Origin of the sequence: Xanthomonas euvesicatoria pv. euvesicatoria, from assembly GCF_020880415.1 — a bacterium.
In the GTDB taxonomy this organism is placed as follows: Bacteria; Pseudomonadota; Gammaproteobacteria; order Xanthomonadales; family Xanthomonadaceae; genus Xanthomonas; species Xanthomonas euvesicatoria.
This window is the reverse complement of record NZ_JAJIUJ010000004.1, coordinates 1-14,746: the sequence shown is the minus strand read 5'-3', so window position 1 is coordinate 14,746 and position 14,746 is coordinate 1. Positions and strand designations below refer to the sequence as shown.

Annotated in this window: 13 protein-coding genes and 1 pseudogene; 4 read left to right on the top strand and 10 right to left on the bottom strand. The window is 64.5% G+C overall.

Features of this window, described 5'->3' with window-relative positions; all coding sequences use genetic code 11:
• Positions 1-748: 748 nt before the first annotated feature.
• The gene (locus tag LN450_RS00470) at positions 749-1,282 is read right to left on the bottom strand and encodes a hypothetical protein (protein ID WP_011348212.1); all 534 of its coding nucleotides are present in this window, start codon (positions 1,280-1,282) and stop codon (positions 749-751) included.
• Positions 1,283-2,059: 777 nt separating this feature from the next.
• Here LN450_RS00470 and LN450_RS00465 point away from each other — a divergent pair.
• Positions 2,060-2,299 carry a hypothetical protein gene (locus tag LN450_RS00465; protein WP_127170356.1) on the top strand — a complete coding sequence of 80 codons (240 nt, stop codon included), beginning with the start codon at positions 2,060-2,062 and terminating at the stop codon, positions 2,297-2,299.
• Here the strand turns inward: LN450_RS00465 and gcvH are convergent.
• The 8 genes and pseudogenes from gcvH to nudE all read right to left on the bottom strand — a co-directional run bounded on the left by gcvH (position 2,293) and on the right by nudE (position 7,872).
• Positions 2,293-2,688: a glycine cleavage system protein GcvH gene (gene gcvH / locus LN450_RS00460; protein ID WP_011348213.1), complete on the bottom strand. Its 396-nt coding sequence runs from the start codon at positions 2,686-2,688 to the stop codon at positions 2,293-2,295. The genes LN450_RS00465 and gcvH overlap by 7 nt on opposite strands.
• 148 nt (positions 2,689-2,836) lie before the next feature.
• The gene (gene gcvT, locus LN450_RS00455; RefSeq protein ID WP_011348214.1) at positions 2,837-3,946 is read right to left on the bottom strand and encodes a glycine cleavage system aminomethyltransferase GcvT; all 1,110 of its coding nucleotides are present in this window, start codon (positions 3,944-3,946) and stop codon (positions 2,837-2,839) included.
• Positions 3,947-4,116: 170 nt separating this feature from the next.
• Positions 4,117-4,551 carry an NfeD family protein gene (locus LN450_RS00450; RefSeq protein ID WP_039416499.1) on the bottom strand — a complete coding sequence of 145 codons (435 nt, stop codon included), beginning with the start codon at positions 4,549-4,551 and terminating at the stop codon, positions 4,117-4,119.
• A gap of 6 nt (positions 4,552-4,557) precedes the next feature.
• Positions 4,558-4,875, bottom strand: a pseudogene (locus LN450_RS00445) (SPFH domain-containing protein); the annotation flags it as partial.
• Positions 4,876-4,999: 124 nt separating this feature from the next.
• Complete coding sequence (locus LN450_RS00440; RefSeq protein WP_011348216.1) at positions 5,000-5,335, bottom strand: YnfA family protein; 336 nt, start codon at positions 5,333-5,335, stop codon at positions 5,000-5,002.
• Positions 5,332-6,336, bottom strand: coding sequence for a nucleoside triphosphate pyrophosphohydrolase (gene mazG / locus LN450_RS00435; RefSeq protein ID WP_011348217.1), 1,005 nt, complete (start codon positions 6,334-6,336; stop codon positions 5,332-5,334). Before mazG ends, LN450_RS00440 begins: the two co-directional genes overlap by 4 nt.
• A 190-nt stretch (positions 6,337-6,526) precedes the next feature.
• Positions 6,527-7,327, bottom strand: coding sequence for a 3'(2'),5'-bisphosphate nucleotidase CysQ (cysQ, locus tag LN450_RS00430; RefSeq protein WP_011348218.1), 801 nt, complete (start codon positions 7,325-7,327; stop codon positions 6,527-6,529).
• Positions 7,324-7,872 (bottom strand): ADP compounds hydrolase NudE, encoded by a 549-nt coding sequence (gene nudE, locus LN450_RS00425; RefSeq protein ID WP_003482427.1) that lies wholly within the window; start codon positions 7,870-7,872, stop codon positions 7,324-7,326. Before nudE ends, cysQ begins: the two co-directional genes overlap by 4 nt.
• A 41-nt stretch (positions 7,873-7,913) precedes the next feature.
• Between nudE and bioA the strand changes: the two genes are divergently transcribed.
• Together bioA and LN450_RS00415 are read left to right on the top strand one after the other, a co-directional pair.
• Positions 7,914-9,332 carry an adenosylmethionine--8-amino-7-oxononanoate transaminase gene (gene bioA, locus LN450_RS00420; protein WP_011348219.1) on the top strand — a complete coding sequence of 473 codons (1,419 nt, stop codon included), beginning with the start codon at positions 7,914-7,916 and terminating at the stop codon, positions 9,330-9,332.
• Positions 9,323-10,057 (top strand): 16S rRNA (uracil(1498)-N(3))-methyltransferase, encoded by a 735-nt coding sequence (locus LN450_RS00415; RefSeq protein WP_008572062.1) that lies wholly within the window; start codon positions 9,323-9,325, stop codon positions 10,055-10,057. The genes bioA and LN450_RS00415 overlap by 10 nt, the downstream gene beginning before the upstream one ends.
• A 301-nt stretch (positions 10,058-10,358) precedes the next feature.
• Here the strand turns inward: LN450_RS00415 and LN450_RS00410 are convergent, their stop codons facing one another.
• Entirely contained in the window at positions 10,359-11,357 is a 999-nt protein-coding gene (locus LN450_RS00410) for a glucokinase family protein (protein ID WP_170808602.1), read from the bottom strand.
• Between the two features lie 720 nt (positions 11,358-12,077).
• Here LN450_RS00410 and LN450_RS00405 point away from each other — a divergent pair.
• Positions 12,078-14,746: TonB-dependent receptor (locus LN450_RS00405; protein ID WP_228884902.1), on the top strand; the 2,669-nt coding region annotated here is incomplete at its 3' end.

Genomic DNA, 14,746 nt, shown 5'->3' with positions numbered 1-14,746 from the left:
CCGGCCAAGCGCTGGCTGGACATCGATGTGGATGGCGACTTCGGCAGCGAAAACATGCTGGCAGAAAAGCCCGACCCGGCTGGCAAGGGCGCGTCTTCCGGCAAGTCGGTGGCCTCGCCGCGCTGAGTGGACGTCGTGCACTGACCTCGTGTCGGTGACGTAGGCAAAGGCGGCTTCGGCCGCCTTTGCTGTTTCTGTGTTTCCAATGCGCGTTGGGCGGCTCGCCGATGGCATGCCTGCCGGGCGCGCAAGAGCAAGGCCGTGATTGCACGCTATGCCCGAATTCTTTGGCTGGCGTAACGCCCATTGCCACCAACGCTGAGACTGAGCCGATCTGTTCGGCGTGCCGACGTGGCGAGCCCGAACGGTTGGCTCTGGAATCTCCTGGCTTGGTCCGCCGCATGATCTTGCTCTGCGACCTGCTGCATTGCCGGCCCACCATCAAGTCAGGCAGCGGCGGCGTGCTGTCGTGCCCTCGCGCGAAGGACCGACAACTGTCCAGGTTGGCCGGCAGAGCCAGAATGATCGCGCGGCGACGTCTGCACTGCCGACCGGCATGCGCGTCTGGCGCCTCGATGCCGCGAACTTGAATCAGCGACGTTGCTCGGCCGCAACAGCTACACCGTTTGCAGACTGGCAACGCGCAGCCTGGCACCGACCACGCCAGTGCCAGGCACATAAAAAAGCTCCCTCCCCGCTGGGCGTCGGGGAGAGAGCTCGATGTTTACGGCGATCGGGTATTACAAGATCAGATCAGCGGTGCCGGGGTTGCGGGCAGCGCGACCGGAGCGGCCTTCTTCTTGCGAACGGCCGGCTTCTTCTTGGCGACCTTCTTCACGGCGGGCTTCTTGGCAGCGCTCTTCTTGGTGGCGGACTTCTTGGTCGCCTTCTTCGCGACTGCCTTTTTGGCGGTCTTCTTGACGGCCTTCTTGGCGGTCTTCTTGGCGGCTGTCTTCTTGGTCGCCTTCTTTGCAGTCTTCTTCACTGCCTTCTTGGCGGCAGTCTTCTTGGTTGCCTTCTTCGCAGTCTTCTTGACTGCCTTCTTGGCGGTTGCCTTCTTTGCAGTCTTCTTGACGGCCTTCTTGGCAGCAGTCTTCTTCACTGCCTTCTTGGCGGTTGCCTTCTTTGCAGTCTTCTTGACGGCCTTCTTGGCAGCAGTCTTCTTCACTGCCTTCTTGGCGGTTGCCTTTTTGGCGACCTTCTTGACTGCCTTCTTGGCGGCAGTCTTCTTCACTGCCTTTTTGGCAGTGGGTTTCTTTTTCGCAGCTTTTGCAGTGGCCATGTAATTGGCTCCTCGTCAGTGAACTATGGAGGTGAAACGCCCAGTTGAACCAAACCCCGCGACGGCATGCCGTCGTCGGGAACCGTCCGCAGATGATGCGCGACGGAACGGATACAGAAACACCCGCATCGAACGGCGACACGGGTGCGTAGTCGGAACGACAACTGCTTTCTTGGAGAGAAGCGGACCCGACTCCACCGTGATTAGCGCTTCGGTGGACATCCGGAACAAGCTTGTCGGCGCGATGTCGATTCTGCTCACTCTCTTCCGCAGCAATGTCTGCTGGGCGAAACCTAATCACGCTTTTTTTTACTGTCAACACTCTTTTGCAATTTTTTTTTTGCCCACCATCGCTGCGTGCCATGTCCACGCCAGCCAATCACCCCGCGTCTGCACATACTCGTCCAAGCGAGAAGCGCGCTCGCCCAACAGCGTTTTCAAAAAAGCGCTTCTTTTCCGCTGTTTTTTTGTGTAGCGCGTTTGCGTGCCTGCCTGGGCGCTTGGACGGCACGGCGGTCAAGCCGATGCGATGGCATTGCTTGCCGCCTGTCCGCCAGCTGAAAATTTTTTATCCAACGGCTGCACTTCCGGCGTCGCATGAGCAGAAATGCGCAAACTTATTGAGCGCCTAGAGCATCATGCACGCACCCGCGCGCACCGACGACCGCATCCATCGCGTGCACCGACCGATGATCGAGACAGGCGCCATGGCGCAGAATTTTTTCACCGGGCACACGCCAAACCCTCACGAACGACTCACGTCAGAAATCCGGCGCAGTGCAGGTGGGCCAGCAGCGCATGCACGTTGGATCGTTTGCCGAGCCACCGCATCGACATGCCACCGACGGCGTCGCGGTCGGCGGTCGACCGAACGACGCCTCCCTCTCTGCGATTGCGCGCCGGCTCGCGCCGCATCGCTGCACCAAGGCACGCATCACCGACGCAGGCGCGCTCAAAAAAAATGGCCGCTCCATGAGCGGCCATCGGATACCGGCTGCAACGACACCTGATCAGTGATCGTCGTCTTCGAGCAGCTCGGCATAGTCGTCCGGGTCCAGCAGGTCGTTGAGCTGTTCCTTGTCGTCGATCTCGACGACGAAGATCCAGCCTTCGCCATAGGCGTCTTCGTTGATGGTTTCCGGCTTGTCGCTCAACGCGCTGTTGACCTCGACAACGGTGCCGCTGACCGGGCTGTAGACGTCGGAGGCGGCCTTGACCGATTCCACCACCGCAGCGCCGTTGCCGACCTGCACGGTGTCGCCGACGCCCGGCAGTTCGACGTAAACCAGGTCACCCAGCAAGCCCTGCGCGTGGTCGGAAATGCCGACGGTCACGCGACCGTCGCTTTCGACGCGGGCCCACTCGTGGGATTTGAGGAACTTGAGGTCGCCAGGGATCTCGCTCATGGGTGTGCTCCGGGAAAGATGATGGTTGGGGGACAGGTGGCTAGTTTAGACCGCGCGACAAGACAGGTGCACGCACGGCGGTGGGGCGATGGCGATACGGATACGGACCCGGGCGCAGTGCCGCGCGCAGTACGCGGCGCTACACGAGTCAGTCGCCGAGCACGCCGGGCTGTGCCTGGCCATCGCGCACGAACGGAAACTTCACTGCGCGCAGCGGCACCTGCTTGCCGCGGATGTCCACCCGCAGCTGCTCGATGCTGCCGGCCGGCACGCGCGCGAAGGCGATCGCCTTGCCCAGCGTGGGCGAGAACGTGCCGGACAGGATCTCGCCTTCGCCACTGGCGGTGAGCACGGTCTGGCCATGCCGCAACACGCCCTTCTCGTCCATCACCACACCGATCAGCTGACGCGGTGCGCCCTGCGCCTTTTGATATTCGAGCACGCTGCGACCGATGAAGTCGCGTCCTTCGTCCAGGGCGATCGTCCAGGCCAGCCCGGCCTCGTAAGGGGTAACGCCATCGTCCATGTCCTGCCCATAGAGATTCATGCCCGCTTCCAGACGCAGGGTGTCGCGTGCACCCAGGCCTGCGGGTTTGACGCCCTGCGCGAGCAACGCATTCCAGAATGCGACGGCAGCCTCTTGCGGCAACACGATCTCGAAACCGTCTTCGCCGGTGTAGCCGGTGCGCGCAAGGAACAAATCAATGCCATCGCGCGAACGCGTCTGCAGCGCGGCGAAACGGCCGAGCTTGCTCGCCGCTGCGGTGTCGGCCGGGTCGAGCAGGTCGATGACCTTGGTGCGCGCGCCGGGACCTTGCACGGCAATCATGGCGAAGTCGCTGCGCTCTTCCACCCGCACGTCGAAGCGTGCGGCCTGCTCGCCGATCCACTGCAGGTCCTTTTCGCGGGTGGCGGCGTTGACCACCAGACGGAAGAAATCTTCCGTCATGTAGTAGACGATGAGGTCGTCGATCACACCGCCCTGGGGATTGAGCATGCAGGTGTACAGCGCCTTGCCGGAGACCTTGAGCTTGTCCACCGAGTTGGCGAGCAGGTAGCGCAGAAACTCGCGCACGCGCGCACCGTGCAGGTCGACCACCGTCATGTGGCTGACGTCGAACATGCCGGCGTCGCGGCGCACCTGGTGGTGCTCGTCCAGTTGCGAGCCGTAGTGGATCGGCATGTCCCAGCCGCCGAAGTCGACCATCTTGGCGCCAAGCGCACGATGGGTGTCGTTGAGGATGGTCTTCTGGGTCATGTGCGCCGTTCCAAAGGAAAGACGGCCATTATCGCCGTCCTGTCACGCTTGGGGGAACGGCATACCGCTGTGTGGTTGCGCCGCCTGCGGGCGCGAACGCAGCGCGACGCTACGCCGCGCTGCAACAACGCCGAGGTCGGCACCGCAATGCCCTGCCCTGCCCGCATACATCAACCGGCCGGCTGCACCAGCAAGCCCATGCCATCGGCGCCGACGATGCGCACCGGCGTGCCGGCCGGCAGATCCGGGCCGGCCACCACCCAGAACGCATCATCGACCTTGGCGCGGCCGCGACCATCGTGGATGGCCTGATCGAGCAGCACGCAGCCGCCGATCAACTGCTCCGCAGGCCGATTGAGCAACGGGCGATCGCTCTGGCGGCCCTTGCTGCGGAACCAGGTGCGATACACCTGCACCGAGACGAAGCTGAGCAGCACGAATGCCACGACCTGCCACAGCAACGCGATGTTCGGCAACACCAGCACCAATACGCGCACCGCTGCGGCAGCGATCCCCATCCACAGCAGGAAGGCACCCGGCACCAGGGTCTCGGCCGCAATCAGCAGCAGCGCCAGCATTGCCCAGACCGCCACGTCCCAGCGCATGGCACAGGCTCCCGCGCGCGGCGGCATCGGCGGTACGCGCACGGGCGCGTCGGGCTTGCCGGCCGCCTCCTTGGCCAGCTCGGCAACGCCGGCGATCGAACCGATGATGCCGCTGGATTCCATCGGCATCAGCACAAATTTCCGGTTGGGCGCGGTGGCCAGCGCCGTGGACGCTTCCACATACTTCTGTGCGACGAAATAGTTGATCGCCTGCACGCTGCCGATGGCGATGGCGATGGCGATGGCGTCGGACACCATCTGCGTCGTGCGTGCTTCGGCTTCGGCCAGACGTTCGCGCGCTTCTGCGTCGCGGAAGGCGGCTTCCGTGAGTATGGCTCAGCGCTCCCGGCGACCAACGCCGGCCACGTGCGGGGCAGGCCCGGGCGCAGCCGCTGCACCCGGCCGCTGTCGCAAGGCAATCAGCGTGTGCGCGCACATGCAAACGCGCTCAGGCGCTACGCGGCGAGAACATGATCACCGCCATGCCGAGCAGGCAACAGGCAGCGCCGAGCAGATCCCAGCGCGTCGGCGTCACGCCGTCCACCCACCACAACCACAGCAACGCGCTGGCGATGTAGACCCCGCCATAGGCCGCGTACACGCGACCGCTCGCTTCCGGATGCAAGCTCAACAGCCAGACGAAGACGGCAAGGCTCAGCGCAGTGGGCAGCAGCAGCCACATGCTGCCCCCTTTGCGCAGCCAGAGATAAGGCAGGTAGCAACCGACCAACTCGGCGAGCGCCGTCGCGGCAAACAGCAGTAGCGTGGTCGGCGCGATCGTCATGCCGGCCGGGGCGTATCGGAGGCGGCGCCATCAGGGCCGGTTTGATACCCCGGTGCGCTGCGGGAAGCCTCACCGCCAACGGACGGGTCACTGCCGGCAGCGCTGTCTACAGGCGGTGCGTGGGACAGCGGGGCGTGCAAGGCCGATGCGTCGCCCGCGGAACCGTCGATGGCCGGCACATCGCCGCTGCGCTCCTCGCGTTTGACCTGTTGCCATAACGCTTCCTGTTCGCCCAGCGACAACGCGTTCAACGACGTGCCGGCAGCACGCGCCCGCGCTTCCATCGCACGAAAGCGACGTTCGAATTTCAGGTTGGCGTGCCGCAACGCGGCGCCGACATCCACCTTGGCATGGCGCGCCAGATTGGCGCAGACAAACAACACATCGCCCAATTCGTCTTCCAGCCGGGCCTGATTGTCGGCCACCGGGCCGCGTGCGAATTCCACGCGCAACTCTTCGATTTCTTCCTGCAGTTTTTCCAACACCGGCACCGGGCCGGGCCAATCGAAACCCACGCGCGCCGCGCGCGACTGCAGTTTGGTGGAGCGCTGCCATTCCGGCAGCCCGCGCGCGATGCCGGCAAGTGCGGAGTCGTCCTGGTTGCCAGCGGCACGACGCTCTTCGCGCTTGATCTGCTCCCAGTTGGTGCTCACCGCCTGCGCATCGGCCGCCGGTTGCGCGGCGAACACATGCGGGTGTCGACGTATGAGCTTGTCGCTGAGCGTGGCGACCACGTCGGCGAAGCCGAACGCTCCCTGCTCGGCCGCCATTTGCGAATGGAAGACCACCTGCAGCAACAGGTCGCCCAACTCGTCGCGCAGGCCAGCCAGGTCGTTGCGGTCGATCGCATCGGCCACCTCGTAGGCTTCTTCGATGGTGTACGGCGCGATGCTGGCGAAGGTCTGCTGTACATCCCAGGGACAGCCGTGTTCGCGATCGCGCAGACGCGCCATCAAGTGCAACAGCTGCTGGATATCGCCGGTGGAAGGGGTCTGAGACATCGTGTATTCCTGGAACCTCTGAGTGAGTGCGCCGCAGGCGCATGTCCCACGCGAGGCAAGCGACGTAAGCGGCCGTTGCACACCGCAACGGCGCGCGGCACGCAAGCGCGTGCTGGGATACCGGAGTGTACCTTTCAGGGCGTCAGGGCCTTGCACAGCCATGCCGTCGCCAAGACGGCACGCATGCCGCTCAGGCCAGCCAATCGCGCCAGGGCAGATTGGGGTCGCCCAGTGCGATGAAGTCGCCGTTGAGCAAGGTGTCGCGGCGGTTGTAGCGGAACGGTTTGCCGCTGGCGCCGGCCAGCAACACGCCACCGGCCGCATGCAGCACGCACTGGCCGGCGGCGGTGTCCCACTCGGAGGTGGGGCCGAAGCGGGGATACACGTCCAGATCGCCTTCGGCGATGCGGCAGAACTTCAACGACGACCCTTGCGCGACCACGTCGATCTCGCCCATCCGCTCCAGCGCGGCGGCCGTACGCGCGTCGCGATGCGAACGGCTGGCCGCCACCCGCAATGGCGTGGCGGCCGGGGTGCGCGTGTGCAGCATCTCGTCGCGGTCGCCATCGCGGCGGAAGGCATTCTCGCCGCGCGCGGCGTACCAGACCCGCCCGTCGACCGGCGCCTGCACCACCCCGAGCACCGGTGCGCCCATATGGATGAGTGCGATGTTGACGCTGAACTCGCCATTGCGCTTGACGAATTCGCGGGTGCCATCGAGCGGATCGACCAACCAGTAACTGGTCCAGTACTGGCGTTGTTCCCAGGCCACATGCGCAGACTCTTCCGACAGCACCGGCACGTCCGGGGTGACACGGCGCAGGCCTTCGACGATGACGCGGTTGGCTACCAGGTCGGCCTGGGTCAGCGGGCTGGCGTCGTCCTTGATCTCCACCGAAAAGTCCTGGGCGTAGACCTCCATGATTGCGGCGCCGGCATCGCGCGCGATGGCGATCACGGTTTCGCGCAGCTCCATCGGGATGCGGATCATGGATTGCGCTCCAGCCACTCGCGCGCAATGAACAAGGCGGCCAGCGAGCGGCCTTCGGAGAAATCTTCGCGCAGCATCAATTCGTCCAGACGTGCGATCGGCCACGGCACCACGTCCATCTCTTCCGGCTCGTCGCCCACCAGGCGCTCGGGGTAGAGGTCGCGTGCCAGCACCAACCAGGATTGGTGACTCATATAAGTAGGAGCAAGCGTCATTGCGCGCAGCACCTGTACCTGGCGTGCGCCATAGCCGGCTTCTTCCTTGAGCTCGCGGTCGGCGGCCTGCTCGGGTGTTTCGCCGGCGTCGATGCGGCCCTTGACCAGACCGAGCTCGTAGCGATGCACGCCGGCGGCATATTCGCGCACCAGCAGCACGGTTTGCGCATCGAGCATCGGCACCACCACCACGGCGCCGTGGCCCTGGCTGAGTTGGCGTTCGTAGATGCGGCGCTGCCCGTTGGAAAATTCCAGATCCAGCTGCTGCCGACGGAACGGTCCGTCGCCCAGATCGGTGATCTTGTGGATGATCGGCAGACGCGAGCTCATGCGTCGCACGCAACCGCAAAGCGGGCCGATAGAATAGGCGGATGCATCGACATGTCCATGAACCCGAAATCCTAGCAGACCCTGCAGCCGCACAAACTGCCGAACATTGGCGACAACGCGATCTCGGCGTGGTGTGGCACCCCTGCACGCAGATGCGTGAGCACCCGCACACGCTGCCGCTGGTGCCGATCGCGCGTGGCGAAGGCGCATGGCTGGTCGGCCATGACGGCCGCCGCTATCTGGACGCGGTGAGCAGTTGGTGGACCAACCTGTTCGGTCATACCGAACCGCGCATCGGCGCGGCCATCGCGCGCCAGGCCGGCGAACTGGAACAGGTGATGCTGGCCGGCTTCACGCATACGCCGGCCGTGCAACTGGCCGAGCAGTTGCTGGCGATCGCGCCACGCCAGGCCGGGCGCGCGCCGTTGTCCAAGGTGTTCTACGCCGACAACGGATCGGCGGGCGTGGAGGTGGCGCTGAAGATGGCCTTTCATTACTTCCACAATCGCGGCGACCACCGGCGGACGCGGTTCATTGCACTGGAGAATGGCTACCACGGCGAAACCATCGGCGCGCTATCGGTGGGCGATATTCCGCTGTACCGGCGCGTGTATGCGCCGCTGTTGCTGGAGGCAATGTTCACGCCCTCGCCCGATGCCTACCTGGCCGAACCGGGGCAAAGCGCCGAAGACTATGCGCTGCAGGCAGCCGATGCGTTGCAGGCACTGTTCGAACGCTCGCCCGGCGAAATCTGTGCGCTGATTCTGGAGCCGCGCGTGCAATGCGCGGGCGGGATGCGCATGTACCACCCGGCGTATCTGCGCCGCGCACGCGAATTGTGCGATGCCCATGGCGCATTCTTGATCGCCGACGAGATCGCCACCGGCTTCGGCCGTACCGGCACCCTGTTCGCCTGCGAACAGGCCGGCGTGATGCCCGACCTGTTGTGCCTGTCGAAGGGGCTGACCGGCGGCTTCCTGCCGCTGTCGGCGGTGCTGGCCACGCAGCAGTTGTACGACGCGTTCCTGGACGATTCGCGCGAGCGTGCGTTTCTGCATTCGCACAGCTACACCGGCAATCCGCTGGCATGTGCGGCGGCGTTGGCGACCTTGAAAATCTTCGCAGACGACGACGTGATTGCGCGCAACCAACCCATCGCCGCGCGCATGCGCGAGCTCGCTGCGCAGATCGGCGCACACCCGGCCGTGGCGGACGTGCGCCAGGCCGGCATGATCGTGGCGTTCGAGCTGACCCAGGGCGGCGACAAGCGCACGCCGTTTGCGTCCGCCGCGCGCGTCGGCCTGAAGGCGTATCGCGCGGCGCTCGAGAAAGGCGTGGTGCTGCGCCCGCTCGGCGACGTGCTGTACTGGATGCCGCCGTATTGCGTGGACGAGGCGCAGCTTGCGTTGTTGGCCGACACCACCGGCCATGCCATCACCGAGGCGGTCGCATGCGCCTGACCCGTTCGCATGTCGCGCTGCCGCTGCACTGCGACCAGGAAGTGACGTTGCCGGAAGAGTCGGCCAATCACCTGCTGCGGGTACTGCGGCTGCGCGAGGGCGATGCCTGCATCCTGTTCAACGGCGACGGCAGCGACTACCACGCACGCATCACCGTGGCGGGCAAGCGCGATGCACGTGCGCTGGTGGAACGCGCCGAGCCGCTCTCCAACGAATCGCCGCTGCGCATCACCTTGATGCAAGGCATCGCGCGCGGGGAAAAGATGGATCTGATCCTGCAGAAGGCCACCGAGCTGGGCGTTGCGGCGATCGTACCGGTGATCGCCGAGCGCACCGAGGTCAAGCTCGATGCGGCGCGCACCGAAAAACGCGTGGCGCACTGGCGCAGCGTGGTGGTGTCGGCCTGCGAGCAATCCGGGCGCGCACGTCTTCCCAGCGTGGCCGTGCCGCAGGGTCTGCAGGACGCGGCGCAGGCTAGCGACGCGCATGCGCTCCGGCTGACGCTGGACCCACAGGGCGAGCATCGCCTGGGCACGTTGGCATCGAGCATCCAGCAACACGTCGTCGTGGCGATCGGGCCGGAAGGCGGCTGGTCGCCGCGCGATCGCGCGCTACTTGCCGAGGCGGGCTTCAGCGGCCTGCAGCTGGGGCCACGCATCCTGCGCACCGAAACGGCGGGACTGGCGGCGATTGCGGCGCTGCAGTCGCGGTTCGGGGACCTGTAGCACCATGGCACTGTAGGAGCGCACCGGTGCGCGACAGGGCGTTTATCGGTAACGCCTCATCGCGCCCGGGTGCGCTCCTACGGGGATGCGGGGAATTTGCTCGGCAAGGGCTCGTCCCTTGTATGTTGACGGCTCCGTCCACCGCGTCCCGACCTGACACCCGCGCAGCCTCGTAGGAGCGCACCTGGGCGCGACAGGGCGTTTATCGGTAACCCCTCATCGCGCCGGGTGCGCTCCTGCGGGATGCGGAGGTGATCGATCTGGTGCAGCCGGCTTACTGCACCGGCCGCTGTACGAGCGCTCAGCGGCCGTGCTGCAGGAACCAGCTGGCAGCACCGATGACGCCGAGCTGGCCGTGCTCGACGATGCTCACCGGCACCTGCTCCAACGCGGGACGCAAGGCGCCTTTGTCGAGCAGGCGCGCGACAAAATCGCTCTCGGCGATGAAGCTGGCGATTTGCGGCAGGAAACCGCCGGCCAGATAGACGCCACTGCGCACGCCATACAGCAACATCAGGTCGCCGACCACGCTGCCCATAAATCCGCAAAACGCTTGCAGCGCGTCGTGCGCCAATCCATCGTTGCCGGCCATTGCGGCCGCGGTGATGTCGGCCGGGGTGGCATGCACCACGCTGTCGCCGCGCAAGGCGGCCAGCACGGTGTACAGATTCAACAGGCCCGGGCCGGACAACAGCGTTTCGGTACCCACGTGAGTACGCGTGCGCCGCAGTTCCTGCAGCAACGCCATTTCCAGATCGCTGGCCGGCGCCAGTGCCGCGTGGCCGGCTTCGGTGGGCAGCACCACCGGATGGGCACCGTTGGGGATCCACAGCGCCGCGCCCAGGCCAGTGCCCGGACCAAGCACCAAGGCCGGGCCCGCGGCACCTTGCGCCGGGCCAGACAACTGCATGACCTGGTTGCCGATCATGTAATTGGCCGCGTAGGCGACCGCTTCGAAATCGTTGACCAGATGCAGGGCCTGCATGCCGAGCTGGCGGCGGATCTGCTCGGGTGCCAGCACCCAGGGCAGATTGGTGGTGATCACGCTGCCGTCTTCCAGCGCGTAGCCGGCGCTGGCGATCACGCCCCGGCGGACTGGTGCACATCCCAGTTCCGCGAAGAACGTGGTCATGATGTCGGCCAGACCCGGATACTCGGCGCAGCGGTACTTGCGGTAGTCCAGCACCGTGACCGGCTTGCTTGCGTCATCGCTTTCGCACACCAGCGCCAGGCGCACGTGCGTCCCGCCCACATCGGCGGCAACGAAGGTTTCGTGGCGCGGAAAGGCCACCGCTTCCATTGGACTGCTTGCGCTCACGCATTCTCCTGATCAGTGGCGGCGGCTGGCGTCGTCGCGCGTTGTCCGACGAACGGCCAACGGGTAGACAACGTTGTCAGCAATCGCCCTGTAACGCAACCGTGGCAACCGCGACGCGTCCCGGACGGGACGGCGCGCGTCATTCGCCAAAAATACGCAGGCGCAACGGCGATTCCTGCACAACCCCAGGGCGAACCGGGGCAGCTGCGACATTTTCGATCGTACGCGCCGATGGTAGCAGTCGCGCTCGCAAAGCGTATTGCGCAAACTGCTGCGAGGCAAAGTCGGCTTTCGCCTGAAAATGCTGCATTGCAGCGCAATCGCAGCCACATCAGAGATCTGTGACGACGTGTTGACAACGCTGTCAGGGCTACGCGAGACTCGATTCAAATCGGAGTTCTGGCAGGAGGGGCCATGGACTGTTCGGTACTGAAGAACGGGCATTCCCTCGCCTGGCATTCCAGATTCGCGAGTCGTGCGTCGCCCGACGTTCCCGCTCGCTGATGTGCGTTTAGCTCCACCGCTTCACCACACGGGGGACACCTCCTTCACCGCGCGAATCGCCTGCACCCTGCTTCGAAACAAGCGTGCCAGCGCAATCATCGCGATCGGTCAGGGCGTGTTGTTTTGCCGGCCACGCCGAGCGCGTTGCGTCCTATTGCAGGGCAGCACGCTCACAGCACTAACCAATGAGGTTTAGCCATGCACAGCCGCACCACGACGTTAGCACTCTGTATCACCGCCGCTCTGTACTGCTCCGGCTCTGCAATGGCTGCCGGACAAGAACAACAAGCCCCGGCCAGCACGCCGTCGGCCACCACCGAGCTGGATACCATCACCGTCACCGGCTACCGCGCGTCGCTGGAGAAGAGCCAGGCGGTCAAGCGCTCGGCCAACTCCATCGTCGATGCGATCAGCGCCGAAGACATCGGCAAGTTCCCGGACGTCAATGCGGCCGAATCGCTGTCGCATCTTCCGGGTATCAGCGTCGACCGCCAGTTCGGCGAAGGCGAAAAGGTCAGCATCAACGGCACCGACCCGGCCTTGAACCGCGTGCTGCTCAATGGCCAGACCATCGCCTCGGGCGACTGGGGCGGCAACCCGACCGATACCAGCGGCCGTACCTTCAACTACACGCTGCTGTCGCCGGAAATCATCGGCCTGATGGAGGTCTACAAGACCCCTGAAGCGCGCATCGACGAAGGCTCGATCGGCGGCACCGTGATCGTGCACACCCGCAAGCCCCTGGACCTGCCCAAGAACACCATCCGCGGCTCGGTTGGCTACAACTACAACGACCGCTCGGAAGAAGGCAATCCGCGCGGCTCGGCGCTGTGGAGCTGGAAGAACGACGACGAAACCTTCGGCGCGTTGATTTCCGCCACGCACGACAAGCAGGACCTGGCGCGCGCCGGTATCGAATACTTCGGCTACACCACCGGTGCCAACATTCCGCCCACCGCCACCATCACCGGCGACGGCAGCGATGTGGCCACCGCACGCGTGCCGGCCGGTATCAGCAGCGCCTTCTTCCAGCAGACCCGCGAGCGCAGCGGCCTGCAGGGTGCATTGCAGTGGAAGCCCGATGAGCAGAACGAGTTCAACCTCACCGGCGTCTATATCAAGGGCAAGTACAACAACTTCAGCCAGGCGCGTTATGTGTGCCCGGCATGTAACGATGACCGCCAGAAGATCACCCAGGCAAATGTGCAGAACGGCGTGGTGACTTCAGCCACGGTATCGGACAACACCCGCGGCGGCGTCAACGATCAGCCATACGCGCAGTTGGATGCGAACTATCGCGAAAGTACCGTGACCACCAAGAGCCTGAACCTGCGTCACGACTGGTCGGGTGAAAAGTGGGTGTTCACCACACAGGTCGGCGACACCCAGGCAACGGGCGGCAAGAATCCCGAATACCTGATGAAGTTCCTGATGACCGATGGCGGCTATAACTACGCCTTCGATGGCTCGCACACCGCAGTGAACTACGATAACGGTGGCGCTTCCAATTGGGCGCTGCCGGGCAATACCGCAGGACTGCCGGCAGGTTCGACGGCAGATGGCGTGATGCAGGCCGGCGGCATCTACTACCAGAAGAGCAAGGACGAAGAAAAATACTTCCAATGGGACGCTGCTCGTGATCTGACCTGGGGCCCTTTCACAAAGCTGCAGTTCGGCTACAAGTACATCAACCACAACAACGGCGTGGACGCGCGTGGCAACCGCATCAACACCACCGACCCGATCTCGCTGACCCAGTTCAACCCCGGAAGCACGCCGAGCAGCCTGTATGACGGCCTGGGCGCCAGCGGCGATCTGACCACCTGGCCGACCGCCGACCTGAGTGCCGTCCGCCGCTATCTGCTGGCGCAGCCGCAGGGACCCTACAGCACCGATTTCGGCGCCTCGTTCGACGTGAAGGAAATCACCCAGAACGCCTACACCCAGCTGAACTTCGAGTCGGGCCAATGGCGCGGCAATGTCGGCGTGCGTCTGCTCGACACCACCGACAAGTCGGAATATTGGCAGAGCCAGGATAACAACGTCACATTTTCGCGTGTTGCCGAAACCCACGAGTACCGCAAGGCGCTGCCGAGCTTCAACGTGGCCTACGACCTGGCCGACGACGCCGTGCTGCGCTTCTCGGCCGCCAAGGTCATGGCACGCCCGCGCTACGCCGACCTGGCCGGTTCGTTCACGGTCAACAGCGGCAACGGCAACCTGACCGCAAGCGGCGGCAACCCGGACCTCAAGCCGTACGAGTCCACCAACTACGACCTGGCGGCCGAGTGGTATTTCGCCCCGTCCAGCATGCTGTCGGGCGAGGTGTTCTACCGCGACATCAGTTCCTACATCGTCAGCACGACCACCACCCAGCGGTTGAATCCCCAGCCACCAGCCATTCCCGGCGATTATCAGGTCACCACCCCGACCAACGCCTCCAACGCCAAGGTCAAGGGTGCGTCGATCAACTACCAGCAGACCTTCGGCCTCGGCTTCGGATTGCAGGCGAACTACACGTTTGCCAAATCCGATGCGAGCTCCGGCTTGAACCTGCCCTACCTGTCGCGCGATACCTACAACGTGATCCCGTATTGGGAACACGGCGACTGGACGGTGCGCGTGAACTACAGCTACCGCTCCAAGTACTTCACCCAGATCGGACGCCTGGGATCGGAAGACTTCGCAGACAGCTACAAGCAGCTGGATTTGACCGCCTCGTACCAGATCACCGACTACATGGGCCTCACCTTCGGCGCCACCAATCTGCTGGATTCCACCTACCGCTTGTACAGCGGAACCAGGGACACCCCGACGGCGTTCTACAAGAACGGTCGTGGCTACCAGGCCCAGCTGAACTTCAAGTT

Coding starts and splice junctions, on each gene's coding strand:
- LN450_RS00470 (WP_011348212.1), bottom strand. CDS start 1,282: ATGGCCACTGCAAAAGCTGCGAAAAAGAAACCCACTGCCAAAAAGGCA.
- gcvH (WP_011348213.1), bottom strand. CDS start 2,688: ATGAGCGAGATCCCTGGCGACCTCAAGTTCCTCAAATCCCACGAGTGG.
- gcvT (WP_011348214.1), bottom strand. CDS start 3,946: ATGACCCAGAAGACCATCCTCAACGACACCCATCGTGCGCTTGGCGCC.
- LN450_RS00450 (WP_039416499.1), bottom strand. CDS start 4,551: ATGCGCTGGGACGTGGCGGTCTGGGCAATGCTGGCGCTGCTGCTGATT.
- LN450_RS00440 (WP_011348216.1), bottom strand. CDS start 5,335: ATGACGATCGCGCCGACCACGCTACTGCTGTTTGCCGCGACGGCGCTC.
- mazG (WP_011348217.1), bottom strand. CDS start 6,336: ATGTCTCAGACCCCTTCCACCGGCGATATCCAGCAGCTGTTGCACTTG.
- cysQ (WP_011348218.1), bottom strand. CDS start 7,327: ATGATCCGCATCCCGATGGAGCTGCGCGAAACCGTGATCGCCATCGCG.
- nudE (WP_003482427.1), bottom strand. CDS start 7,872: ATGAGCTCGCGTCTGCCGATCATCCACAAGATCACCGATCTGGGCGAC.
- bioA (WP_011348219.1), top strand. CDS start 7,914: ATGCATCGACATGTCCATGAACCCGAAATCCTAGCAGACCCTGCAGCC.
- LN450_RS00415 (WP_008572062.1), top strand. CDS start 9,323: ATGCGCCTGACCCGTTCGCATGTCGCGCTGCCGCTGCACTGCGACCAG.
- LN450_RS00410 (WP_170808602.1), bottom strand. CDS start 11,357: ATGGAAGCGGTGGCCTTTCCGCGCCACGAAACCTTCGTTGCCGCCGAT.